At 41.4% G+C, this 24032-nt stretch carries 17 protein-coding genes and 1 other annotated feature; of the genes, 16 read left to right on the forward strand and 1 reads right to left on the reverse strand.

All coding sequences use genetic code 11. The annotated features are described in order from the left end of the window. Positions 1–94: 94 nt before the first annotated feature. The 13 genes from AA0X95_RS08615 (at position 95) to AA0X95_RS08675 (ending at position 18179) form a co-directional block, all read left to right on the forward strand. Positions 95–2230: a sigma 54-interacting transcriptional regulator gene (locus AA0X95_RS08615; protein ID WP_413307910.1), complete on the forward strand. Its 2136-nt coding sequence runs from the start codon at positions 95–97 to the stop codon at positions 2228–2230. A 211-nt stretch (positions 2231–2441) separates the two neighbouring features. Continuing rightward, positions 2442–3914: an aldehyde dehydrogenase family protein gene (locus tag AA0X95_RS08620; RefSeq protein ID WP_413309904.1), complete on the forward strand. Its 1473-nt coding sequence runs from the start codon at positions 2442–2444 to the stop codon at positions 3912–3914. Between the two features lie 21 nt (positions 3915–3935). Then, positions 3936–5309 (forward strand): putrescine aminotransferase, encoded by a 1374-nt coding sequence (locus AA0X95_RS08625; RefSeq protein WP_413307913.1) that lies wholly within the window; start codon positions 3936–3938, stop codon positions 5307–5309. Between the two features lie 44 nt (positions 5310–5353). After that, positions 5354–6724, forward strand: coding sequence for a 4-aminobutyrate--2-oxoglutarate transaminase (gabT, locus tag AA0X95_RS08630; RefSeq protein WP_413307916.1), 1371 nt, complete (start codon positions 5354–5356; stop codon positions 6722–6724). A 37-nt stretch (positions 6725–6761) separates the two neighbouring features. Beyond that, positions 6762–8183 (forward strand): NAD-dependent succinate-semialdehyde dehydrogenase, encoded by a 1422-nt coding sequence (locus AA0X95_RS08635; protein WP_413309906.1) that lies wholly within the window; start codon positions 6762–6764, stop codon positions 8181–8183. 199 nt (positions 8184–8382) lie between these two features. Then, complete coding sequence (locus AA0X95_RS08640) at positions 8383–9567, forward strand: CaiB/BaiF CoA transferase family protein (RefSeq protein ID WP_413307918.1); 1185 nt, start codon at positions 8383–8385, stop codon at positions 9565–9567. Between the two features lie 12 nt (positions 9568–9579). Beyond that, positions 9580–10788: an acyl-CoA dehydrogenase family protein gene (locus AA0X95_RS08645; RefSeq protein WP_413307921.1), complete on the forward strand. Its 1209-nt coding sequence runs from the start codon at positions 9580–9582 to the stop codon at positions 10786–10788. 47 nt (positions 10789–10835) lie between these two features. Then, positions 10836–12506: a sigma-54 interaction domain-containing protein gene (locus tag AA0X95_RS08650; RefSeq protein ID WP_413307923.1), complete on the forward strand. Its 1671-nt coding sequence runs from the start codon at positions 10836–10838 to the stop codon at positions 12504–12506. Positions 12507–12678: 172 nt separating this feature from the next. Continuing rightward, positions 12679–13782, forward strand: coding sequence for an ABC transporter substrate-binding protein (locus AA0X95_RS08655; RefSeq protein ID WP_413307926.1), 1104 nt, complete (start codon positions 12679–12681; stop codon positions 13780–13782). 68 nt (positions 13783–13850) lie between these two features. After that, the gene (locus AA0X95_RS08660; protein WP_413307929.1) at positions 13851–14783 is read left to right on the forward strand and encodes an ABC transporter permease; all 933 of its coding nucleotides are present in this window, start codon (positions 13851–13853) and stop codon (positions 14781–14783) included. A 2-nt stretch (positions 14784–14785) separates the two neighbouring features. Continuing rightward, a complete protein-coding gene (locus AA0X95_RS08665) occupies positions 14786–15577 on the forward strand; it encodes an ABC transporter permease (RefSeq protein WP_413307932.1) in 792 nt (263 codons plus the stop codon). Between the two features lie 18 nt (positions 15578–15595). Further along, positions 15596–16663, forward strand: a complete 1068-nt coding sequence (locus AA0X95_RS08670) for an ABC transporter ATP-binding protein (protein ID WP_413307936.1) — start codon at positions 15596–15598, stop codon at positions 16661–16663. Between the two features lie 40 nt (positions 16664–16703). Then, the gene (locus AA0X95_RS08675; protein ID WP_413307939.1) at positions 16704–18179 is read left to right on the forward strand and encodes an APC family permease; all 1476 of its coding nucleotides are present in this window, start codon (positions 16704–16706) and stop codon (positions 18177–18179) included. Between the two features lie 57 nt (positions 18180–18236). Here the strand turns inward: AA0X95_RS08675 and serA are convergent, their stop codons facing one another. Further along, a complete protein-coding gene (gene serA, locus AA0X95_RS08680) occupies positions 18237–19880 on the reverse strand; it encodes a phosphoglycerate dehydrogenase (protein WP_308082767.1) in 1644 nt (547 codons plus the stop codon). A 72-nt stretch (positions 19881–19952) separates the two neighbouring features. After that, positions 19953–20164: a binding site (T-box leader), on the reverse strand. Between the two features lie 289 nt (positions 20165–20453). Here serA and AA0X95_RS08685 point away from each other — a divergent pair. From AA0X95_RS08685 to thrB, 3 genes are read left to right on the forward strand one after another with little or no spacing between them, the layout of a single operon-like run. Then, positions 20454–21749 (forward strand): homoserine dehydrogenase, encoded by a 1296-nt coding sequence (locus AA0X95_RS08685; RefSeq protein WP_413307943.1) that lies wholly within the window; start codon positions 20454–20456, stop codon positions 21747–21749. After that, positions 21746–22816 (forward strand): threonine synthase, encoded by a 1071-nt coding sequence (thrC, locus tag AA0X95_RS08690; protein ID WP_413307947.1) that lies wholly within the window; start codon positions 21746–21748, stop codon positions 22814–22816. Before AA0X95_RS08685 ends, thrC begins: the two co-directional genes overlap by 4 nt. Continuing rightward, positions 22803–23720 (forward strand): homoserine kinase, encoded by a 918-nt coding sequence (gene thrB, locus AA0X95_RS08695; protein WP_413307950.1) that lies wholly within the window; start codon positions 22803–22805, stop codon positions 23718–23720. The genes thrC and thrB overlap by 14 nt, the downstream gene beginning before the upstream one ends. Positions 23721–24032: the final 312 nt, after the last annotated feature.

Below are 24032 nucleotides of genomic sequence, written 5' to 3' on the forward strand. Positions count from 1 at the left end.
GGAACTCATCTTCTTTTTTTAACGGTTTTTATCTATTTAAAATATTCTAAAAAGTGTTAGTATTAGATAGATAAGGATCAAGGGGGATGAAAAAATGTTTTCAGTCGCTAAGGAAAAAATCAAGCCAATAATTTCAGTCACAGTTGAAAATGAAGAAGCTTTACAATCGGCCTTAAACAAATTAAAAGAACCCTTTATATTCTTAGAAAAACAAAATAAATTATTTGCGTACGTACCCTTAAGTAATCAATTGCTAGAGAAGCTGAAGGAGCAAAATTTTTCAATAGAATTATTGCTTGGACACGCCAAGTCCATCGAAAGTATCTGTCATTTGAGTGAGAATATTTCATTGCCCGTTTTGTTCCAAATTATTGGTGAGCCGTTTGCACTCATAAAGGGAGAGGATGGAAAGCCATCCGGTTACATAAGAAGAGAAGACGTTCTGGCTGAGCTTTTTAAGCTGGAAAATAAAAGCGTAGATTTACTTAAAATTATTCTAACCTCAATTCCTATGGGGATTTTTGTGCTTGATAAGGAAAAGCGCATCATTAATTGCAATGAAGCCGGTTTAAAAATGATTAAGTCCACTGCGGAAAAAGTATTAAATTTTCCGGCAGAAACTATATTCAGCAAGCATCATATTGACAATGTGTTCTCAACCGGTAAAACGCTCCTAAACCATCTTGAGATTACAAACGAGATGGGTGTCCTCGTGGATTACAGCCCAATTTTAAACTTTGATGATGAGGTCGAAGGAATAATCATTGTTGTTCAAGATTTGCCGATGGTCGAAGAAATGGCTATGGAAATTGAATATATTAAGGATTTGAATAAGGATTTAAATGCAATTCTCTCAAGCATTTATGATGAAATACTGGTTGTAAATGCAAAAGGAGAACTTATCAGATTTAGTGATAATATTATTCAAGATTTCTGGAAGGTCGATTTAAAGGAACTAATCGGAAAAAATATTCTTGGGTTTGAGGACCAGGGGTTGTTTACACCATCTGTAACAAGACTTGTGATGGAAAAAAGAAAAAAAGTATCGGTAGTTCAGGAAACAAAATCCGGCCGAAAAATTCTCGCCGTTGGGAATCCTGTCTTTAATGAAAAAAGTGAGCTCGACCGGATTATTGTGGCATCTCGGGATATAACAGAAACAACTCGCTTAAAAAGCGAATTGCTGGAAATGAGAAAAATATCAGAGCAATATAAGAAGGAATTAGATGACTTTAAATCTAAAGACCGCTTTTTAAAAAAGTTAATTTACTGCAGTCCAAAAATGGAAAAAATCATGAACCAGGTGAAGAAAATTGCTGACTTTTCTTCTACTGTTCTCCTTCACGGAGAATCGGGAGTCGGAAAAGAAGTAATTGCTCAAGCGATACACCAATTAGGAAGACGTTCTTCCAAACCGTTTCTCAAATTAAATTGCGGTGCTATTCCGGAAAATTTGTTGGAAAGCGAATTGTTTGGCTATGCAAAAGGTGCCTTTACAGGTGCTGATAAGAATGGAAAAGAAGGTTACTTTAAACAAGCGAATGAAGGCATCTTGTTCCTTGATGAAATCGGTGAAATGCCAATGCATCTACAGGTGAAGCTCCTTAGGGTACTTCAGGAGCAGGAAGTTATTCCAGTCGGCAGCACCACGCCAATAAAGGTCAATGTTCAAATCATCGCAGCCACAAACAAAAAATTAGAAAAACTGATCGAGGAAGGAACATTTCGCGAAGATTTATTTTATCGATTAAATGTTATTCCGATTCATATTCCGCCATTAAGGGATCGTACAGAAGACATATCCTTGCTCGCATTCCATTTCCTTCAGCAGCTCAATGAAAAATACGATCGAAACTATCATTTAACGCCTGATGCAGTGAATGTCATGGAATTTTATCCATGGCCAGGCAACGTCAGGGAGCTGCAAAACATTATTGAGCGACTAGTGGTTACAGCAGATCATTCAGCGATTGATGCCGAATTTGTAAGCCAATTTTTATCGCTTGGCTATGAACATAAAAAAATGAAGCCAGTCATTACCAGGGTTATTCCGTTACAGGATGCCATCGATCATGTCGAAGAACAGCTGATTGTCATGGCAATGAACCAGTACAAAACGACTACCAAGGCAGCAAAAGCATTAGGAATCAGTCAATCCTCCGTAAGCAGGAAATATCAAAAAATCTTAAGCGAGAAAAATATGAATATCGAGAACTTATCTACTCTATAAAAAGAAAAAGCTGCTTCAGTTTCTACGAACTGAAGCAGCTTTTTCTTTTTATGCAATTAACAATAGAGTTATGCAAAAATGAATAAACTCATATGTTTATTTTTCGAAAGGCATGTATTTACTAGGATTTAAGTTTTGGCACGCTTCTTGCAATAATAAAGAATGAGAGAAATAAAAGGAGGAACTGATAATGGTCGAGGTAAAAAATAGAGTGATTAACCTAAAGATGTTTATTGATGGTGAATGGAAAGATGCGGAGAATCAAGAAACACGCCCAATCATTAATCCCGCAAATGGCGAGGTTATTTCATATGCGCCAGAAGGCACTATTTCAGATGCACGCGCAGCCATTTTCGCCGCACGTAGAGCATTTGAGGAAGGTGCCTGGTCAGGAATCTCTGCACAGGAACGTGCCTCCTATTTATTCAAAATTGCAGACAAAATTGATGAGTATGCAGAAGAACTTACTCAGCTAGAAACAATGGATAACGGCAAGCCATTAAGAGAGGCAGGATATGACGTCGGTGATGCAGCTGCCTGTTTCCGTTATTATGCCGGTCTGATTACGAAGCCAGACGGTTATACGTATCATGTAGCAGATCCGATGCAGGCTATGGTTGTTCGTGAACCGGTTGGCGTGTGCGGATTGATTGTTCCATGGAATTATCCGCTCTTAATGAGCGTATGGAAAATTGCCCCTGCTTTAGCTGCAGGCAATACAATCGTTTTTAAACCTTCAGAGGTGACACCGGTTACACCGAAAAAACTGTTCGAAATTTTCGAGGAAGTGGGTCTGCCAAAGGGTGTCGCTAATATGGTAATGGGCGCAGGACCAGTGGTAGGAAATGAGATTGCCACCCATCCAGAAGTGGATATGGTTTCATTTACTGGCGGCACCAAAACGGGAAAACATATTATGAAGGCGGCTGCCGATACAATGAAAAAGGTTTCGTTGGAGTTAGGCGGTAAATCACCTAATATCATTTTTGCGGATGCTGATTTTGAAACTGCGGTCGATTATGCTCTGTTTGGAATCTATGCCGGCGCTGGTCAGGTATGCTCAGCCGGGTCAAGAATTCTAGTGGAAGAGAGTATTTACGATAAGTTTGTAGAACGCTTTGTTGAAAGAGCTCAAAAAATACAGGTCGGACCAGGGAGCGACTCTTCAACAGAGATGGGCCCGCTTGTTAGCAAGGAGCATTTGGAAAAGGTCCTATATTATATCGAGTTAGGAAAGCAGGAAGGCGCGAAGGTCGCATGCGGCGGCAGCCGAATCGTTCGTGACGGCTTAGAAAAAGGATACTTTGTGGAGCCGACTGTTTTCGTTGATGTAAAGCAGGAAATGCAAATTGTCCAGGAAGAGATTTTCGGGCCAGTTGTGGTTATTCAAAAATTCAAGGATGAAAGCGAAGCTGTAAAGCTAGCGAATAATACGGTTTATGGACTTGCTGGTGCAGTATTTAGCAATGATGGCGCCAAGGCCCTTCGAGTAATTAAGAAAGTGCGTGCAGGGATTACTTGGGTCAATTCCTATCACCCTACTTATAATGAAGCACCTTGGGGTGGCTATAAACAAAGTGGAATTGGCCGCAGTCTAGGAACATTTGGTCTTGAGGAGTTTCAGGAGATTAAGCAAATTAATATCAATTTACAAGTTGAGCCTATAGGCTGGTTTTCAAACTAAATCATGATGAGGAGAGATAATATGAGTATCGATTTAACACGAGAGACGAAGAGTGAGCAGAAGCAAAATGTGAGCGATTACATTAACAAGGTTTTAAGTTTAATAGAAAAAGAGCAGGTAACTGCAGAAGATGCGGCTTGGATCACAAAGGAAACTGTTGATGGCTTCCGCGAGCATGTAAACCCAGGTTTTCTGGAATACCGTAAAACAGTTACTGAGGGAGGGCAATTTGCCGCTGTTGAATGGTCCGATAATGGAGCCTGCTTTAAGGATGTAAACGGGAAAGAATATGTGGATTGTCTTGGAGGCTTCGGTATTTACAATGTCGGTCATAGGAATCCCAAGGTTGTAAAGGCGGTAACTGATCAATTGAAGCGTCAGGCTCTTCATAGCCAGGATCTGCTTGATCCGCTCAGAGCGATGCTGGCCAAAATCTTAGCTGATATCACCCCAGGTGATTTGAAATATGCTTTCTTTACAAACAGCGGAACGGAAAGTGTGGAGGCCGCACTAAAGCTTGCGAAAATGTACAGTGAGCGGACAACATTTATTTCCACCACTCGTGCATTCCATGGAAAAAGCTTAGGTGCGCTGTCAGGTACCGCAAAAGGAATGTTCCGTAAGCCGTTCCTGCCATTGATTCCAGGCTTCCGTCATGTGCCATTCGGGGATATCGACATGATGAGAAAAACCTTCGAAGTGTGCGCTTCAGTCGGAGAAGATGTCGCGGCTGTTATTTTAGAACCGATTCAAGGGGAAGGTGGAATTATTCTTCCTCCGGAAAACTATTTAAAACAGGTTCGTGAGCTTTGTGATCAATATGGTTCACTTCTCATTTTTGACGAAGTACAGACAGGAATGGGCCGTACCGGAAAAATGTTCGCTGCGGAATTGTATGACGTCGTTCCAGATATTATCTGTTTGGCCAAAGCCTTCGGCGGCGGGGTCATGCCCGCAGGTGCCATAGTCGCAAAAGAAGAAGTGTTTAAGAGTTGGTTCCCTAATCCGTTCATGCACACCACAACCTTCGGCGGGAATCCATTGGCTTGTGCAGCAGCGATTGCTACAATCGGAATTTTAATTGAAGAGAACCTGCCAGAAAGAGCAGCAGTGGTCGGTGAATATTTCCTTAAACAGCTGAAAGAAGCGGCGAAAGGACACGGAGATAAAGTTCAAGAAATCCGAGGTCAAGGCTTGATGATTGGAATTGAATTTCATAAAGATGAAATTGGCTATGAAGTCTCAAAAGGAATGTTTGACCAAGGTATTTTAGTTGCCGGAACACTCATCAATTCGAAGACCATCCGCGTCGAGCCTGCGCTGACCATCAGTTATGAAGAGGTTGATAAGGTTGTCAGTACCTTCAAAGAGGTTTTAGAGCAGGTGAAAGCATAACATTCAATTATTAGGTATGTGTAGTAAAAAGGGGGAACACGAAAGTGGAAAAGAAATACGTCAAGCTCCAAACAGAGATACCAGGTCCGAAATCAAGGAAAATCTTGGAACGAAGAAATAAATTTGTCCCAAAAGGAATCAGCAATAACTGCCATTCCTTTGTCAAAAAAGCACAAGGAGCCATTGTCGAAGATGTAGACGGTAATCACTATATTGATTTTGCTGGTGCAATTGGAACACTAAACGTTGGCCATTCTCATCCAAGAGTGGTGAGGGCTTTGCAGGAACAAGCAAGCCAATTTGTGCATACAGGCTTTAATGTCATGATGTATGAATCGTACATCGATCTTGCCGAAAGACTCTGCGTGCTTGCACCAGGGGATTTCGACAAACAGGTCGCTTTCTTTAACAGCGGTGCGGAAGCGGTTGAAAATGCGGTAAAGATTGCGAGGAAATATACAAAGCGTCAAGGGATTGTATCTTTTACAAGAGGCTTCCATGGCAGAACATTAATGACAATGACGATGACCAGCAAGGTGAAGCCATACAAGTTCGGGTTTGGGCCATTTGCTCCAGAGGTTTATAAAGCGCCATATCCATATGTTTACAGACGACCAGATGGAATGAGCGAACAAAAATACAGTGCGATGATTATTGAACAATTTGAACAATTCCTCCTGGCTGAAGTTGCACCGGAAACGATTGCTGCAGTTGTAATGGAACCGGTTCAGGGGGAAGGTGGATTCATCGTACCTGACACCGCCTTTGTTAAAAGGGTTAGGGAGCTATGTACCCAGTATGGCATTTTGTTTATTGCCGATGAAATTCAGACGGGATTCGCCCGAACGGGAAAATATTTTGCGATTGATCATTTCGATGTAGTTCCTGATTTAATCACGATTTCAAAATCAATGGGGGCAGGCGTTCCCATCAGCGGTGTGATTGGCCGGGCTGAGATTATGGATGCTACTGAAGTGGGAGAAATCGGCGGTACTTATTCAGGAAGCCCTCTTGGCTGCCGTGCCGCACTGACTGTTTTGGATATTATCGAAAGTGAAAAACTTAATGAGCGCGCAGACAAGCTTGGTGCTCGGGTCATTGAAAAAATGGAGCTACTTGCGGACCGATTTGAGTGTATTGGAGATGTTAGAGGTCTCGGGGCGATGTGCGCGATGGAAATCGTCAAGGATAGACAGTCCAAAACCCCTGATAAAGAAGCGGTCGGTAAAATTGTCAAAGCAGCAGGAGAGCGGGGCTTAATGTTGCTAAGTGCTGGCCTCTTTAGTAATGTCATTCGCATACTTATGCCGTTAACGATTACGGACGACCAGCTTGAAGAAGGATTACAAATTCTTGAGGAAGCGATTGAAGCAGTTTATCTGAATGATCCTGCCTTATCAGTTGGAGGGAAATAAAATGGATACCGTAGAGCAAAAATATCAAATCTACCCAATGTATCTAAATGGTGATTGGGTTGGCAGTGACTATGATGTTTTTACTGAAGTTATTAATCCGGCAACAAAGGAAGTTGTAGGTGCTGTTCCAACTGGTGGTGCCTTTGAAGCCCAGCTGGCTGTTGATGCGGCCCATAAGGCTTTCAAGCTCTGGTCGAAAAAAACGGCTGAAGAGCGCTATCAGCTATTGATGAAATGGTTTTATTTGATTGAGGAAAACAAGGAAGAGATTGCTAGAATTATGACGATTGAGCAAGGAAAACCGTTAAAAGAAGCATTGGGAGAGGTTCAGTACGCAAACGGATTTATCTCCTGGTATGCAGAAGAAGGAAAACGGATATATGGGGAAACCATTCCCGCATCCCATCCCAATAAGCGGATCCTTGTCAGAAAAGAGCCAGTGGGGGTCGTGGCTGCAATTACACCTTGGAATTTCCCAGCCGCGATGATTACGAGAAAAGTAGGACCGGCACTGGCAGCGGGGTGTACGGTTGTAGTTAAACCTGCTACCCAAACACCGCTTACGGCCCTAAAAATGGCTGAGCTTGCTCATGAAGCAGGCATTCCTAATGGGGTAATCAATGTCATTACCGGGAGGTCCGCGGAAATCGGTGATGTGTGGTTAAAGGACCCACGTGTGACTAAGATAACGTTTACGGGTTCAACTGAGGTCGGAAAAACGTTAATGCGTGGCGCAGCTGAAAATGTAAAAAAAGTGTCGCTCGAGCTTGGCGGGAATGCTCCGTTTATTGTCATGGACGATGCAAATCTGGAAAAAGCGGCTGTTGGACTTGTTCAATCGAAATTCCGCAATGCTGGTCAAACCTGTATTTGCACGAACCGGGTTTATGTTCAAGAGAAGGTGGCCGACGAATTTATTAAGCTTTTTCAGGCAGAATTGGAAAAGCTTAAGGTTGGGAATGGGCTTGAAGCAGGAACCGATATTGGCCCATTAATTGATAAAGCTGCCTATAAGAAGGTTGAAGGATTGGTCAACGATGCACTTAAAAAGGGTGGAAAAGTCACTTATAGCGGGCTAAAACCTGCCAATGACACAGGCTATTTCTTTGTTCCAACGATCTTAACCGATATTAATGACGAGATGGAATGTATGAAGGATGAGATTTTTGGTCCGCTGGCGCCAATCTCGACCTTTAAGACGGAAGAGGAAGTCATTGAACGGGCAAACAATTCTTTTTATGGGCTGGCCGCCTATGTCTACACGGAAAATTTAAGCCGTTCTTTCAGAATCACGGAGCAGCTTGAGTATGGAATCGTAGGACTTAATGATGCATTGCCGTCCGCTGTCCAAGTCCCATTTGGAGGCTACAAAGAAAGCGGTCTTGGTCGTGAAGGCGGTCATTTCGGGATAGAAGAGTTTTTAGAAGTGAAATATATATCGATTGGATTGGATTTCTGAAAAATTATTTTTTAAATATTAATAATAACTGTCCCATTTGGTTTCTCCTCTTTCCTAAGGAGAAACCTTGATAAAAGCCAGTGAAACCTTCAGTGACTTAATTGGTCATGGAATGTTTTAGCTGGCTTTTTAAGCAGTAGATTTATAAGTTTTTAGCGGACCACTCTATTAACAAGCCTTATAGTAAGGGAGGCATTCTATGACAGGGCCACTTCAAGGAGTCAAAGTAATAGATTTGTCGCGGGTTCTCGCAGGTCCCTATTGCACGATGCTCCTTGGTGATATGGGAGCGGAAGTAATCAAAATTGAAAGTGTGGATTACGGGGATGAAACAAGAGGGTGGGGGCCGCCTTTTGTGGAGGGAGAAAGTGCCTATTATCTTTGTGCCAACCGAAATAAGCAGGGAATCACATTAAACCTAAAATCAAAAAAAGGCATTGAGATATTAAGAAAGCTAGTTTCAGATGCAGATGTAGTCGTCCAAAATTTTAAGCTAGGAACGCTCGAAAGACTTGGGTTTGGTTATAAGGAAATGAAGAAGATAAATGAAGGAATTATCTTGGCATCAATAAGTGGTTTCGGCAGCACCGGATCTTATTCCCATCTTCCAGGCTACGATTATATTGTCCAAGCAATGTCGGGATTAATGAGCATTACTGGTGAAATAGAGGCACAGCCAGCAAAAGTGGGAGTAGCAATTGCCGATGTCCTTACCGGCCTCTTTACATGTATCGGGATATTAGGAGCGATACAGCACCGCAGCCGGACGGGAGAGGGGCAGGAAGTAGATATTTCATTATTTGATTCCCAGCTTGCTTCTTTAGTAAATGTCGCAAGCAACTATCTTTGTTCCGGACAAATACCTGAACGACTCGGTAATGCACATCCGAATATTGTTCCATATCAAGTGTTTACAGCGAGTGATGGTGATTTTATTATTGCCGTTGGAAATGACCAGCAATATCGAAAACTAGCTATCCTCCTGGAAGATGAAAAACTGCTTACCGAAAAATATCAAACAAATTCAAGTAGACTACAAAATAAGATCGAGCTGATTAAAATCATCGCAGCAAGGATTAAAACGAAATCAAGAGCTGATTGGAAACAGCTGCTAGATGAAGCAGGCATCCCGAATGGGCCTATTTACAATGTAAAAGAAGCGTTGGAATCAGGCCAGGCCAAATCAAGGGACATGGTCGTGAAAATAAAACATCCAACCATTACAGACCTAAAGCTAGTCGGATCGCCTTTAAAATTTTCAAAAACACCGGTGAAAATGGATTGTCATCCTCCATTGCATAGTGAGCATACGGAAGCAGTTCTGTTAAAGCTCGGCTATTCACTATTAGAAATAAAGAAGATGAAACAAGACCAAATTATATAAGGAGGTAGCAAAATGAATTTTTCATTAACAGATGAACAAAATAGCGTGAGAAAGGTAGTTAGATCCTTTGTCGATCGAGAAATCATCCCTTTCATTAAGGAATGGGATGAGAAAGGTCATTTTGAAACAAATATTTTAAAACGTTTAGCAGAATTAGAGTTGATGGGGGTATGTATCCCAGAAGAATATGGCGGGGTGGGAATGGACTATAATACACTCGCTATCGTTTGCGAGGAGTTAGAACGAGGGGACACCGCCTTCCGTACAGCAGTTTCTGTTCATACGGGATTAAACAGTATGACTCTATTACAATGGGGGACGGAAGAACAGAAACAAAAATATCTTGTTCCTCAAGCGGCCGGAGAAAAAATTGGAGCCTTTGGTTTGACCGAACCGAATGCCGGCTCGGATGTGGCGGCGATGGAAACGACAGCTGTAAAGGAAGGAGACTACTTTCTATTAAATGGGTCAAAAACCTGGATTTCATTATGTGACGTAGCAGATCACTTTTTAATTTTTGCTAAAACGAGTCCGGGATCGAAGCATCATGGCATTTCCTGTTTCATCGTTGAGAGAACATTTGCAGGGGTTTCAACGAAAGCTATTAAAGGGAAGCTTGGAATCCGAGCCGGAAATACTGGTGAAGTGTTTTTAGATAATGTTAGAGTTCCTGCCAAAAATATGCTCGGGCTGGAAGGAGAGGGATTTAAAATTGCCATGTCTGCATTGGACAACGGCCGATTTACTGTAGCAGCTGGTGCTTGCGGAACCATTATGGCATCCCTAGAGGCAAGTGTAAAATATTGCGAAGAACGAAAAACGTTTGGCAAAGAAATCGGTAAACATCAGCTCGTCCAACAGATGATTGCGAAAATGTCAGCAAATCTTGAGATCTCACGTTTACTAGTCTTTAAAGCAGGCTGGTTAAAAAATAATGGCAAACGAAACACGCAGGAAACCTCATTGGCAAAATGGATCTCATGCGATGCTGCATTTGAGGCATCCAATGATGCCGTGCAAATTCACGGTGCATATGGATTCTCAAATGAATTTCCTGTTGAGCGTTATTTACGAAATGCAAAGGCACCGGTTATTTATGAGGGAACAAGAGAAATTCATACAATTATGCAGGCTGAGTATGCTCTTGGGTATAGAGAGGACAAAACACTCAGAAAGATGCTCCCAGCTTGGCCGTTTGAAGAGGTAGCTATCGAATGTTAATTGTAATTTAATGAATTTCAAAAATTGCTAGTTTATTAGGAGGATATATGCTAGAACGTGGTCCATCTGCATTAACTTGGAAATTTATGACGAGAATTTTTCAACATTTCGAGGAAGGGGTCATTATTATTGATCCTGAGGGAGTAGTTCTAATTTTTAATACATCTGCAAGGAAAATACTGAAAACTACTCAGGCTGTCAATACCATAAAGGACTTGCCCAGGGAAATACAAAATATGTGGGAAAATCGTTATCAGAGGTTCACTAATTTGCAAGCTCCTGAGGTGGGTGTTGAAATAATTCCTGGTTTTGGAGACGGAATGGCACTGATCATGAGAAATTCAAAACAAGCAGAATCACTAGAGCAAGCTGCATATCGAGATGAAGCCCAGGTTCTCATCGATATATCCATTGATGACATCATCATTGCGGATGGGCAAGGAAAAATACTCAAAGTTAATGATAAGTGTGAACAGATTTATAATTGCTCGAAAGAACAGTTGATTGGTAGAAATGTAAGGGATTTAGAACAAGAAGGTGTTTTTTTCCCTTCTGCCATTGCTTTAGCAATCGGCAAAAAAGAGAATATATCCATTCTTCAGGAAACGGCAAATGGAAAGCGGCTACTTGTTCAGGCGAATATCCTTTGGGAAAAAAATGCTGAGATCTATCGGGTGATCTGTACTTCAAAGGATATTTCAACTATAGAGCCCCGCTTCCTCTTACCTACTTTGCATAGCCAAAATGATTTTATTGACATTCTAAGGCAGGAAAATTTCGTCATCAAAAGTGGTAGAATGAAAGAATTTTTCAGGTTCGCTTCTAAGGTAGCAAAGAGTGATTCTACTATTCTGCTTCTGGGGGAATCAGGGAATGGAAAGTCGGAGTTGGCAAGACTTATTCACAAGATGAGCAAAAGACAGCACCAACCGTTTGTGTCCATAAACTGTGCTGCAGTACCTGAAACGCTTATGGAAAGTGAGATGTTTGGATACGAGGATGGGGCTTTTACAGGTACGAAGCGCCAAGGAAAGAAGGGACTTTTTGAGCTTGCAAATGGAGGGACGATTTTTCTAGATGAAGTTGCAGAACTTCCCTTGTCCATGCAAGCTAAGTTTTTACATGTCCTACAGAATAAGTCTTTTTATCGGGTCGGAGGTTCTGAGGTGATTCAAGTCAATGTTAGAGTGCTCGCAGCTACGAACCAGAATTTAGAAGAATTAGTGGAGAACGGAAAATTTAGAAAAGACCTTTATTATCGCCTTCATGTCATTCCATTAGCTATTCCGCCTTTAAGAGAACGTCCAGAGGATATTATCCCATTACTCCTAACATCGTTAGAGAAGATAATTGCTAGAGATGGGATTGAAAAACAATTTTCAACCGAAGTAATGTCCTTATTGAGCAGATTTCAATGGCCAGGGAATGTACGAGAACTAGAAAATACTGTCGAGTGGTTGTGTGTTGCTTCTGATGGCGAGACAATAGAAGTGGACGCACTGCCGCCTAAATTCAAAGAGTCACTCTTAGGTATAGATGGAGAGGTACCGATTATAATCAATAAGGTTATTCCTTTAAAGGAAGCGATTGATTTGGTTGAAAAAGAATTAATCAAGAAGGCGAGAACGATGGCATCTAGTACGTACAAAATCGCAGACCTATTAAAAATCAATCAATCAACTGTTGTTCGAAAGTTAAACAAGATGGATATAATGTAATGCTTTCTAAGTCCAATTCATGCTTTTATGATGCAGCGGAGCATTACAGCCAATAGAATTTAAGCTCTCAAAAACGCAGAATCGGTATGATTCTGCGTTTTTTAATATTTTTTTAATATTGGCACAATTATTGCATTTAATTTAGGTAGATTGTATATAGGAGGAATGTTATATGAACAAAAAACGATGGTCCAAAGTCTTACTCGCATTGAGCTGCTCGCTTGCGTTAACTGCATGCGGTGGAGATAAGCAAAGCAGCAGTCAGCCCAAGACAACAAAGAGTGATGGGAAAACACTCAACCTTCTCACTTGGGAAGGATATGCGGATCCTAAATTTGTAAAGGGATTTGAAGAAAAATATGGGGTAAAAGTTACCGCTACCTATTTTGGATCCAGTGATGAGCTTGTCTCTAAACTGAAAGGCGGCGGAGGGAACGTGTATGATGTCATATCCCCTTCCTCTGATGTAGCTGGTTATTTAGTAAAGGAGAATCTAGTCTCACCTATTGATTTAGACAATGTGCAAAATTATAAAAGACTAGCTTCTAAGCTCGTCGAGATGGATGATGTCAAAAAAGATGGAAAAGTATACGGAATTCCGTTTACTTGGGGACCGGATTCTTTGATTTATGATGCTGATGTCATCAAGAATGAGCCGGATAGCTGGAATATTTTTTGGGATCCAAAATATAAAGGCAAAGTGTCCTTGTGGGATGATATTTCAAATATTTACCTAGCTGGACAAATGGATGGATTAGATAAAAAAGATCCTTCTGCGTTATACAACATGACGAATAAACAACTGCAGGATGCTAAGAAAAAATTACTAGATTTAAAGCCTCAAATTCGTAAATATTGGACGAGTGCAGGAGAGCTTAATGATTTATTTTCCAATAAAGAGGTTGTCTTAGCCGTAGGTTGGCCGCTTACTCCAACAACAGTTAATGCTACTGGAAGAAACTTAAAGGAAGTGATCCCAAAAGAGGGAATTACCGGTTGGATCGATAGACTAATGATTGTTAAATCTTCTCCCAATAAGGAGCTGGCTGAAAAGTACATCAATTATGTGACGGATGCAAAGACGCAAAAGTTGGTCAGTGATGCCACTGGGTATGGGGTAGCGAATAAGGATGCGGCGAAACACATGTCACCGGAGCAAGCAAAATCCATTCATATCGATGATATGGAAAATTATATGAAGCGCATTAATTTTTGGCAAATTGTAAAAGACCGAAATCAATACAACGAGGTTTGGAATGAGGTAAAAGCACAGTAAAAGGTTTTAACAGCTATATATGGCGGGCAGACTGCTAGTTATGGCTTTATTTAAGGGAGGAAGCGTAAATGTCCGTTAACATTTCTACACAGGTACGACAGACAACCAGTCGAAAAAAAAGGAAGCACCAACGATTTAACCCTAGATTATTGGTATTGCTCATTCCACCTCTCATTTGGTTGTCTGTATTTCTATTCACTCCCTATGTCGCCCTTTTCTTGAACAGCTATTGGAAGGTGGATTTTGGTACCATTGTTCATACTTTTACATGGGATAATTATACGAAATTTTTTACTAATGATTTGTACTATGGGACACTCTTGAAAACCTTAAAAATTGCGTCCCTAGTAACCATCTTTAGTGTGATGCTCAGTTATCCTCTGGCCTACTTTATTAACTTTAAGGTGAAGAAAAATAAACAGCTCATGTATACACTGGTCATTATTCCACTTTGGGTCAGTTATTTGGTTCGAGCATACGCATGGAAGATTGTTCTTGGGCAGGATGGGATTTTAAACAGTGTATTGATCAGTATAGGTATTATTCACAAACCATTAGAGGTATTTCTATATAGCCCTTATGCTGTTGTACTTGCTTTAACGCATATTTATACTCCTTGGGTGCTAATGTCGATTTACACGTCGTTAGAGCATATCCCTCGTAATCTGCAAGAAGCATCAAAAGACTTAGGGGCAGGAAGGTTTCGAACTTTTTTCAAGGTTATTTTGCCGCTTAGTTTGCCAGGGGTGATTGCCGGAGCGACCTTTGCCTTCGTGTTGACCATGGGGGATTTTCTGGCACCTCAATTATTAGGAGGAACTAGCAGTATGATGATCTCGAATGTCGTATACAGTTTGTTTGGGGTTGCCAACAACTGGCCATTGGGTTCCACCATTGGAATCGTGACTCTCGGTTTAGTTCTAGTGATCCTAGAGGTAACACATCGATTGGAAAAAAGGACATCCGGCTTTGAAAACGTCAAAGAAAATAAGGGGGTGTAATCATGGGGAAGGCATCACGCTTTGATTGGATTTCGGCGAGCCTTAGAGTTTCCTCTGGGCTTATCTTTCTTTTTATTTATTTGCCGATGATTGTAGTTGTTGTATATTCCTTCAATGGCAACGCTGTCAATAGCTTTCCCATACAAACCTGGTCTACAAAATGGTATAGTGTCATGCTTGAAGATAGCGCTCTGTTGGTATCGCTAAAGAACAGTGTTCTAGTGGCTCTCGCAGGAACGAGCATCGGTTTGATCCTTGGTATTCCTGCAGCCTTTGTGGTGGATCGTTTCCGTTTTCCCGGTAAAATCGTGTTTGAGCGAATTGTCCTCCTTCCCATGATTTTGCCAGGGATTATCACAGGTGTAGCGATGATGAGTGTCTTTGTTATGATGCGAGTCGAGCTGTCCTTAATCACGATACTTATCGGTCATGGTACATTCCTTATCGCTGTGGTGATGACACAGGTCTATGCTAGGCTTAAAAGATTGGACCGGGCCATTGAGGAAGCATCCTTGGATTTAGGAGCTACACGTTTAAAGACGTTCTTTTATGTCACACTGCCTAATATCAAAACAGCAGTGATAGGAGCAACCTTATTATCCTTTACCCTATCGATCGATGAAATCGCTGTTAGTTATTTCTTGACAGGAAGGGAATTGACGCTGCCCGTTCAGATCTGGTCCATGCTTCGTAGAGGAATTACACCCGAGGTTAATGCAATTTCGACTCTCATCTTCCTTTTTTCTGTGGTTATGATTGTCATAGTTACAAAATTGAATAGAGAAGTAGATTAGTAGTAAGGAGAGACGAAAATGGATTATATTGTAAAAATTCAGCAAGTGGAAAAGGGGTTCGGAAATGAGCTCATTGTCAAAGGCATTAATTTAGACGTCAGGCCTGGGGAATTTCTGACCTTGCTTGGTCCAAGCGGATGCGGGAAAACAACGACTCTACGAATGATTGCAGGATTTGAGGAACCGGATGAAGGAGAAATCTGGATTGATGGGAAACCTGTCTCTGGTATCCCTCCTTATAAAAGGGATGTAAATACGGTCTTTCAAAACTATGCTTTGTTCCCACATATGACAATTAATGAGAATATTGCTTATGGATTAAAAATGAAAATGGTTCCAAAGTCAGAGCGATTGGCACGGGTGACAGAAGCCTTACGCCTCGTTCAACTTGAGAATTTCGGAGATAGAAAACCGCGTCAGCTCAGTGGAGGTCAGCAGCAACGTGTAGCAGTGGCACGAGCCTTAGTGAATAATCCAAAGGTATTACTTCTTGATGAGCCCTTGGGCGCGCTTGATTTGAAGTTAAGAAAACAAATGCAGATTGAATTAAAACATCTCCAGCAAAAATTGGAAATTACATTTATTTATGTAACCCATGACCAAGAAGAAGCATTGACCATTTCAGACCGCATTGCCGTCATGAATAAAGGAGTGATTGAACAGGTTGCTTCACCTAAAGAAATCTACGAAAATCCTTCCACCAAATTCGTCGCTGACTTCATTGGTGATACCAACCTGTTTGAAATTCAAATTTCGCCAACAAAAGAGAATAATGTTCTCAATCTGTTAGGAACAAAGGTAGGTGGAAAGATACGTGATCCTAAAGGTCTATCCAATCGGAATTTCTTGTCGGTTCGACCAGAACGGGTAAAGCTTCTGGCCCATGGCGAAGAGGCTCCCTACTTCCTTTCAGGAACGGTAGAGGAACTCATTTATGTAGGTTCTTTTATTCGCGCGGTAATACAGCTGCCTCAAGGACAGAGAATTGTAGCAATGATGCAAAGTAAAGGGGATCAGATCTGTCAACCAGGTGATTGTGTAAGGGTCACATGGAAAGAGGAGGATGGGATTGTAATCGGACAATAGAAAGAAGTATTCCATACATTTCAAGAGGAGTTGAATGTGTTTGTCTAAAGAAGTACATTCCATTGAAGAAGATGTAGCGGACCTTGCTAGTCTTGGCTACAAACAAGAATTAAAGAGGAATCTTAATTTCTTTTCCAACTTTGCCATTTCGTTTTCCTTTATTTCGGCAACCACCGGTATATTCAGTTTGTTTGGATTTGGTTTAACTACAGGAGGACCGGCATTTATCTGGAGTTGGCCTATTGTGTTCGTTGGCCAGCTCCTCGTAGGACTTACGATGGGTGAAGTCGCTTCTCACTATCCAGTAGCAGGCTCTATTTATCAATGGACGAAGCATCTCGTAGGCAATACCTATGCATGGTTTTCTGGATGGATTTATTTGATCGCATTACTTGCAACCATAGCTTCTGTTGATTTTGGGGGGGCGCCTTATATAGCTCAGCTAATTGGCATGGATGCAAAAAATCATACAGTACTTGTCCTAATTACGGCAGTCTTAGTAATCCTTCAAACCCTTATCAATGCATTCAGCGTAAAATTGATGGCCATTATTAATAATATTGGAATGATCGCAGAAATCGTAGCCATGATTGTGTTGGCGATTGCCCTTTTTGCAGTTGGAATTCATCATCCCTTCAGCTTTACTTTTGAAACGGCGGGTACCGCAGGGACAGGAAGCTATTTGCCTGTATTCCTTGTTGCCATGCTAACCTCCACTTGGGTTTTATTTGGTTTTGATTCTGCAGGCAGTCTAGCAGAAGAGGTGATTAATCCTCGTAAGGTTGTTCCGAAAGCCATTACATCTTCTTTATTATTGACTTTTATTATTGGAGGGTTAGCTCTGTGGGCGTTTGTACTTGCCATTCCTGACCTTGATCAGGCAATGAAAGCGGAGGTCCCCTTAACTTACATTCTTAATAAAAACCTAGGCACCGGGATTTCCAATGCTTTTGTCGTTTTAGCCTTAATTGCAATTTTCGTATGCGGCACGGCTGTTCAGGCCACCGTATCTCGATTATTATTCTCCTTTGGCCGCGACAACAAAATTCCCGGCTCTAAGCTATGGGCCAAAATGTCAGAAAAGCATGATACACCAGTAGCAGCAATTATATTTAGTGGTATTTTTACGATACTATTAGTCCTTTCTGCTTCAGCAGAGTCTTATATTGTTAACATTTGCGTAGTCGGAATCTATCTCGCTTACTTAAGTGTGACAGTGGGGGCACTTATAGCAAGAAGACGCGGGTGGAATTCAACCACTTCGCCTTGGAATTTAGGAAGATGGGGTTTAAGCGTAAATCTTTTATCTCTTTTCTGGGGTTTATTTGTCATTGTCAATCTATGCTGGCCACGCTCACCCGATCAACCTTGGTATATAAATTATTCTGTCCCACTATTGGCCATCGCTGTCTTGTTGATAGGGGCTGTATACTATTTTGCAACTGTGTACCCACGTGATAAGGCTTTGCAAGGGAACTCTGAGCCTGCAAGTTTCGGACTTGAGAAAGAATCCTGAAAGATAAAAAAAGAGGGATTGCAGCTAGCGCTATCCCTCTTTCTATGCAAAATAAACCTAAATACTTTCTACTTTTTCAGGTTCCAGCCGTCCAGGCTCAAACGAATCGACCGTACTCAACTCCAGGACTTGTGCTTCATTTAATCCATCAATCATCTTTAGTACGCGGATTACATTTGGACTTAATGTTTTATCAAGAGTTAATACCATAATTGCCTCGCCGCCAACTTCCGTCCGGCCTACTTGCATCGTTCCAATATTGATATTGTGATCGCCTAATAATGAACCCACTTTTCCAATCATACCAGGAACGTCGCGATGCTTAATATAAAGTAGGTATTTCTCTGGTTTCACATCGATCCGATATTGGTTAATTTTCAAAATCCTCGCGCCATAGCCATTTAAGACCGTTGCTCCAATCTTCGCTGTCTGATTCCCCTGTGATACGCTAAGCTCCATATAATTTGCAAAGCCCTTATTCGTCGCGTTCTTTACCACGTTATGAGAAACACCTTGCTCCTTCAAAAGATGAAGTGCATTAATCAAATTGACGGAATCACTTAAATGATAAGATAAAACACCTTTCAATAAAGTACGAGTTAATAACTCTGTATCTTCATTTACTAAATCACCATAATAATTGATTTCTATTTTGGTTGGAGCTTGCTTGTTTAATAATTGAATGACAAGCTGCCCCATTTGATCGCCAAGAAGTAAATAGGGCTGCAGTTTTGCCTGTGTTTCTCCAGACATTTGTGGCATATTTACGGCATGTTGAATCGACTGTGTCTCAAATATATCGATAATTTCCGCGCTTACCTCTTGGGCTACTTTCTCCTGTGCTTCAACAGTTGAGGCACCTAGATGCGGCGTCACAATAATGTTTGGATTTTCTAGTAATTCCGGGTCTGCAACTGGCTCTTTTTCAAACACATCAAGGGCTGCTCCTGCAACATGGCCAGATTGTACGGCCCTTACCAGTGCTTTTTCATCAATAATGCCTCCACGAGCACAGTTGACAAAGCGTACACCTTTTTTTGTTTTGCTTAAGTACTCATCGTTTATTAGTCCTCTAGTATCGTTAGTTAAAGGAGTATGAATCGTAATAAAATCTGATTCCTGTGCAATTAAATCAAGACTTGCCTTTGTCATCCCCAGTTTTTGGGCCCGTTCTTCTGTCAAATAAGGGTCAAACCCTAAAATGTTCATTCCAAAGCTTTTGGCCCGTTTTGCTACCTCGGTCCCAATCTTACCCATTCCAATAACACCGAGTGTTTTCTTATAAAGCTCCACCCCTTTAAAGGAGTTACGGTCCCATTCGCCGTTAGAAGTTTTTTTGTGGGCTTGGGGAATTTTTCTAGCTAAGGATAGCATCATCGCTAAAGTATGTTCAGTTGCTGCAATTGTATTGGCGCCAGGAGCATTAATGACAATAATTCCTTTACGAGTAGCTGCATTCACATCAATATTATCAACGCCAACACCTGCTCTTGCGATGACTCGTAATCGGCCGGCCACTTCTAAAAGCTCCCCGGTTACTTTTGTTTGGCTTCTCACAATGAGTGCGTCGTAATTCCCAATAATGGTTTTCAACTCTTCAACAGGAAGAGTGGGTTGCCGGTCGACAACGAAATTAGGGTGCTCCAATAAGCTTTTTAATCCCGTATTGCTAATTCCATCGGTTACAAGTACTTTGTACATTTTCCTCCAAGCCTCCTCAATTTTTGCTTTCTAATAAAAAACGTCCCTCATAACAGACAGATTTGTCTTGTTATGAGGGACGTAAGGTCACGTGGTGCCACCCTCTTTTGCTGCACAAAAGAAGTGCAGCCTCAAGAAATTAACGGTTTCTACCGGGCGAGCCTACTAAAAGCCTTCAGCAGCCAGTTCAGAAGGGCTAGGCATGTTAAGAAACAGCACCGGTTCGCAGCAGCCACCGGCTCTCTGAAGCTTTTTCTTAATGCCGTCTTCATCAATACTTTTTCAATTATAAAAGAAACTAATTTGATCGAAATTTCAAAATTCAATTGAATATAGGGATTATTCTACATCCATACCTTCAGGATTGTAAAGGGATAAAGCGGAAAAAAATTTAACTTTTTAGATGAGGGAATTCACCATAAAAAAGTTATTCAGTAATGGCGCGGTAGTAAGCGATTACATATAGTTTTGCCTAAATAAATATATTGTAAAAAAATTCAGACAGTCATATAATGTCTACAACAGAAAAACATTTGTGCGTGATATACGGACACATATATGGGAGGCGAACACATGAAAGCAATTTCTATTGGACTATTAGGCTTAGGAACAGTTGGTTCAGGTGTAGTCAAAATCATTAAAAATCATCAAGATAAATTAATTCACCAAGTGGGATGTCCGGTAGTCATCAAAAAAATTCTTGTACAAGACCTACATAAAAGTAGACCTGTTGAGGTAGAAGCTCAAATGTTAACGTCAAGCGCCGATGATATACTTTTCGACAATGACATTGATGTTGTCATTGAAGTTATGGGCGGAGTACAAGAGACAAAGGATTATTTGATTACTGCACTTCGCCAAGGAAAACATGTGGTCACTGCAAATAAAGATTTAATGGCCTTGCATGGTTCAGAGTTGTTAACCGTTGCATCAGAACATGGCTGTGACTTGTTTTATGAAGCAAGTGTGGCGGGAGGCATTCCTATTTTAAGAGGCTTGGTCGACGGCCTGGCATCTGACCGGATTACACAAATGATGGGTATCGTAAATGGTACCACTAACTATATTTTAACAAAAATGAGCAATGAAGGCCGCTCCTATGACGAAGTTTTGAAAGAAGCCCAGGAGCTGGGATTTGCAGAGGCCGATCCAACCTCAGATGTAGAAGGGTTAGACGCCGCACGAAAAATGACCATCTTAGCGACACTAGGATTCTCTATGCATATCGATTTGGATGATGTAAAAGTAAGTGGTATTTCTAATGTAACAGAAGAGGACTTACGATACGGTAAACAATTAGGCTATACAATGAAACTAATTGGCTTCGCTCACCGTGAAGGAGAAAAGGTAGAAGTAAGTGTGGCACCGACGTTCTTATCAGATAATCATCCACTTGCTTCCGTTCAAAATGAATATAATGCTGTTTATGTTTATGGTGAAGCAGTGGGGGAAACGATGTTTTATGGACCAGGGGCAGGAAGTTTACCAACCGCAACTGCCGTTGTTTCTGATCTTGTAGGTGTAATTAAAAATTTAAGACTGGGTGTAAATGGCCGAAGTGCGGTTACACCGCAATACCCTAAGCGATTAAAAGAGGATGAAGAGAAATTCTCCAAGTATTTCCTCCGAATTCATGTCCAGGATGAGGTAGGCGTGTTTGCTGATATTACCTCCATTTTTGCAAAATACGGAGTTAGCTTTGAAAAAATCCTTCAATTGCCAATTAAAAAGAATGAAACATCAGAAATTGTTTTAGTGACACATCGAGCTTCAGTCACAAATTACGATAAAATTTTACTAGAACTATATGATTTAACAGCAGTCAAAGAAATAAAAAGCGCATATAGGGTTGTGAGGAAATCATTATGAGATGGCCAGGACTATTAGAAGCATATAAAGAATTTTTACCAATAAATAATAACACACCTAATCTAACATTAAATGAAGGAAATACGCCTTTAATTAAGCTTGAACGACTTTCAAAGGAATGGGATGTAGACCTCTATGTAAAGATGGAGGGTGCAAACCCAACTGGTTCATTTAAAGACAGAGGAATGGTGATGGCTGTGGCCAAAGCCGTAGAGGAAGGTAGTAAAACAGTTATCTGCGCCTCTACGGGTAACACATCTGCGGCTGCAGCAGCATACGCAGCACGAGCAGGATTAAAGTGTATTATCGTTATTCCAGAAGGGAAAATTGCCTTAGGCAAGCTTGCCCAAGCGATGATGTATGGAGCAGAAATCATCTCCATTGAGGGGAATTTTGATCAGGCATTGCAAATGGTTCGAAATATTAGCGAAGAAGAGCCAATCACACTAGTGAATTCCGTTAATCCATTCAGACTAGAAGGGCAAAAGACAGCTGCATTTGAGGTTTGTGAGCAGTTAGGAGAAGCTCCAGACATTTTAGCCATCCCAGTTGGTAACGCAGGAAACATTAGTGCCTATTGGAAAGGATTTAAAGAATTTGCTGATAAGAGGAGAACCGGGCTGCCGAGAATGTTTGGCTATGAAGCAGCAGGGGCAGCTGCTCTTGTGCATAACCGAGTATTTGAAAATCCAGAAACGATTGCAACAGCTATTCGAATTGGGAATCCGGCCAGCTGGAATCTAGCTGTTTCTGCTGTTCAGGAGTCAGATGGTCAGTTCGATGAAGTAACAGACGAAGAGATTATTGCTGCCTATAAAAAACTAGCCTCGTCGGAAGGGGTCTTTGCTGAACCTGCATCCTGTGCATCTATTGCTGGTATTTACAAAAGTATACAACAGGGAAAAGTTAAAAATGGGGCTAAGATTGTGGCTGTCCTCACTGGAAATGGGCTAAAAGATCCAGATACAGCTATTGGCAGCAGTCTGGTTAAACCAGTTCAGTTGCCGAATGATGAAGAGGCGGTAAAAGATCATATCAAAGGTGTGGTCCAACGTGACTCTAAATGACCGGCTAATCATTAAAGTACCAGCAAGTTCAGCTAATCTCGGACCAGGATTTGATTCAATCGGTCTAGCATTAAATTTGTATTTGACATTAGAAATTGAGAAGCATGACAAATGGGAATGCCGATCTCAATGTGAGGAATTAAAGGATTTACCAACAGATGAGAGTCATTTCATTTGCCAAGTTGCAATCCAGACAGCAGCTCACTATGGTATAAAACTATCCCCATGTAAAATTAGTGTGGATAGTGAGATTCCCTTAGCACGGGGACTTGGGTCAAGTGCCGCAGCTATTGTGGCCGGCATTGAGCTGGCTGATTCAGTGGGAGACCTGGGCTTGACTAAGCAAGAGAAACTTCTCCTTGCTACTAAATGGGAGGGGCATCCTGATAATGTGGGCGCATCTCTTTTTGGAGGACTTGTCATTGGTTGTTATGGCCATGATGAAGTAGATATGCTCTCCTTTACTGAGCTTCCTTTTGAAATGGTTGCCTTGGTTCCTCCAGACATTTTGTTGACGAAAGAATCGCGGGAAGTCTTACCTTCTGTCTATTCTCAAAAGGAGGCTATTCAAGCTTCCGCTACTGCCAATCTCTTGATTGCAGCTATATTAAGCCAAAATTGGTCATTAGCGGGAAAAATGATGGAGAAGGACTTGTTTCATCAGCCTTACCGTAAACCGCTTATTCACGCCTATCATGAAATGGAACAATTGGCCAAGTCTAGTGGCGCATTTGGTGTAGCACTAAGCGGTGCTGGACCAACGGTTATTTGTTTTATCGAGAAAGGAAAGGGGAAGCCGCTTAGGCATGCACTGCAAGCTGGTTTTCCTGAAGTGAACGCAATGTTGTTGTCTATCAGCAATTCAGGAAGTAGTATATGTACCGTAGAAGAATTTGTTCAGTAGAATGAAAGGAGGCAGCCACGGCTGCCTTCTTTTGTCGAGAAAGGGTATTTTTTTTATTTTGTCTATCAAAAATTTTGATTTATTTTATTGATTGTCCCTGCTAACTGGCCTGTTGATTTCCGCTCCGGGCACTCGCTTTCCGCGGGGAGGCTCCCCGGCACGCCCGCGGAAAGCGAAGTGCCTGGAGCGCCAATCAACAGACAAATTGATAGCCAATATACTAATAATATTATAAAAATTAACACGGTTAATTGTTAAAGAATGTAGATGAAATAATAGGCTACCGAGAGTTTTTCGACAGCCAGAGGCAGC

The organism is Neobacillus phoenicis, from assembly GCF_047302305.1.
Taxonomy (GTDB): Bacteria; Bacillota; Bacilli; order Bacillales; family Cytobacillaceae; genus Neobacillus.

Bases quoted from the DNA above. Each gene is read 5' to 3' on its own strand.
- AA0X95_RS08615 (WP_413307910.1), top strand. From the start codon at position 95: ATGTTTTCAGTCGCTAAGGAAAAAATCAAGCCAATAATTTCAGTCACA.
- AA0X95_RS08625 (WP_413307913.1), top strand. From the start codon at position 3,936: ATGAGTATCGATTTAACACGAGAGACGAAGAGTGAGCAGAAGCAAAAT.
- AA0X95_RS08635 (WP_413309906.1), top strand. From the start codon at position 6,762: ATGTATCTAAATGGTGATTGGGTTGGCAGTGACTATGATGTTTTTACT.
- AA0X95_RS08640 (WP_413307918.1), top strand. From the start codon at position 8,383: ATGACAGGGCCACTTCAAGGAGTCAAAGTAATAGATTTGTCGCGGGTT.
- AA0X95_RS08645 (WP_413307921.1), top strand. From the start codon at position 9,580: ATGAATTTTTCATTAACAGATGAACAAAATAGCGTGAGAAAGGTAGTT.
- AA0X95_RS08650 (WP_413307923.1), top strand. From the start codon at position 10,836: ATGCTAGAACGTGGTCCATCTGCATTAACTTGGAAATTTATGACGAGA.
- AA0X95_RS08655 (WP_413307926.1), top strand. From the start codon at position 12,679: ATGAACAAAAAACGATGGTCCAAAGTCTTACTCGCATTGAGCTGCTCG.
- AA0X95_RS08660 (WP_413307929.1), top strand. From the start codon at position 13,851: ATGTCCGTTAACATTTCTACACAGGTACGACAGACAACCAGTCGAAAA.
- AA0X95_RS08665 (WP_413307932.1), top strand. From the start codon at position 14,786: ATGGGGAAGGCATCACGCTTTGATTGGATTTCGGCGAGCCTTAGAGTT.
- AA0X95_RS08670 (WP_413307936.1), top strand. From the start codon at position 15,596: ATGGATTATATTGTAAAAATTCAGCAAGTGGAAAAGGGGTTCGGAAAT.
- serA (WP_308082767.1), bottom strand. From the start codon at position 19,880: ATGTACAAAGTACTTGTAACCGATGGAATTAGCAATACGGGATTAAAA.
- AA0X95_RS08685 (WP_413307943.1), top strand. From the start codon at position 20,454: ATGAAAGCAATTTCTATTGGACTATTAGGCTTAGGAACAGTTGGTTCA.
- thrC (WP_413307947.1), top strand. From the start codon at position 21,746: ATGAGATGGCCAGGACTATTAGAAGCATATAAAGAATTTTTACCAATA.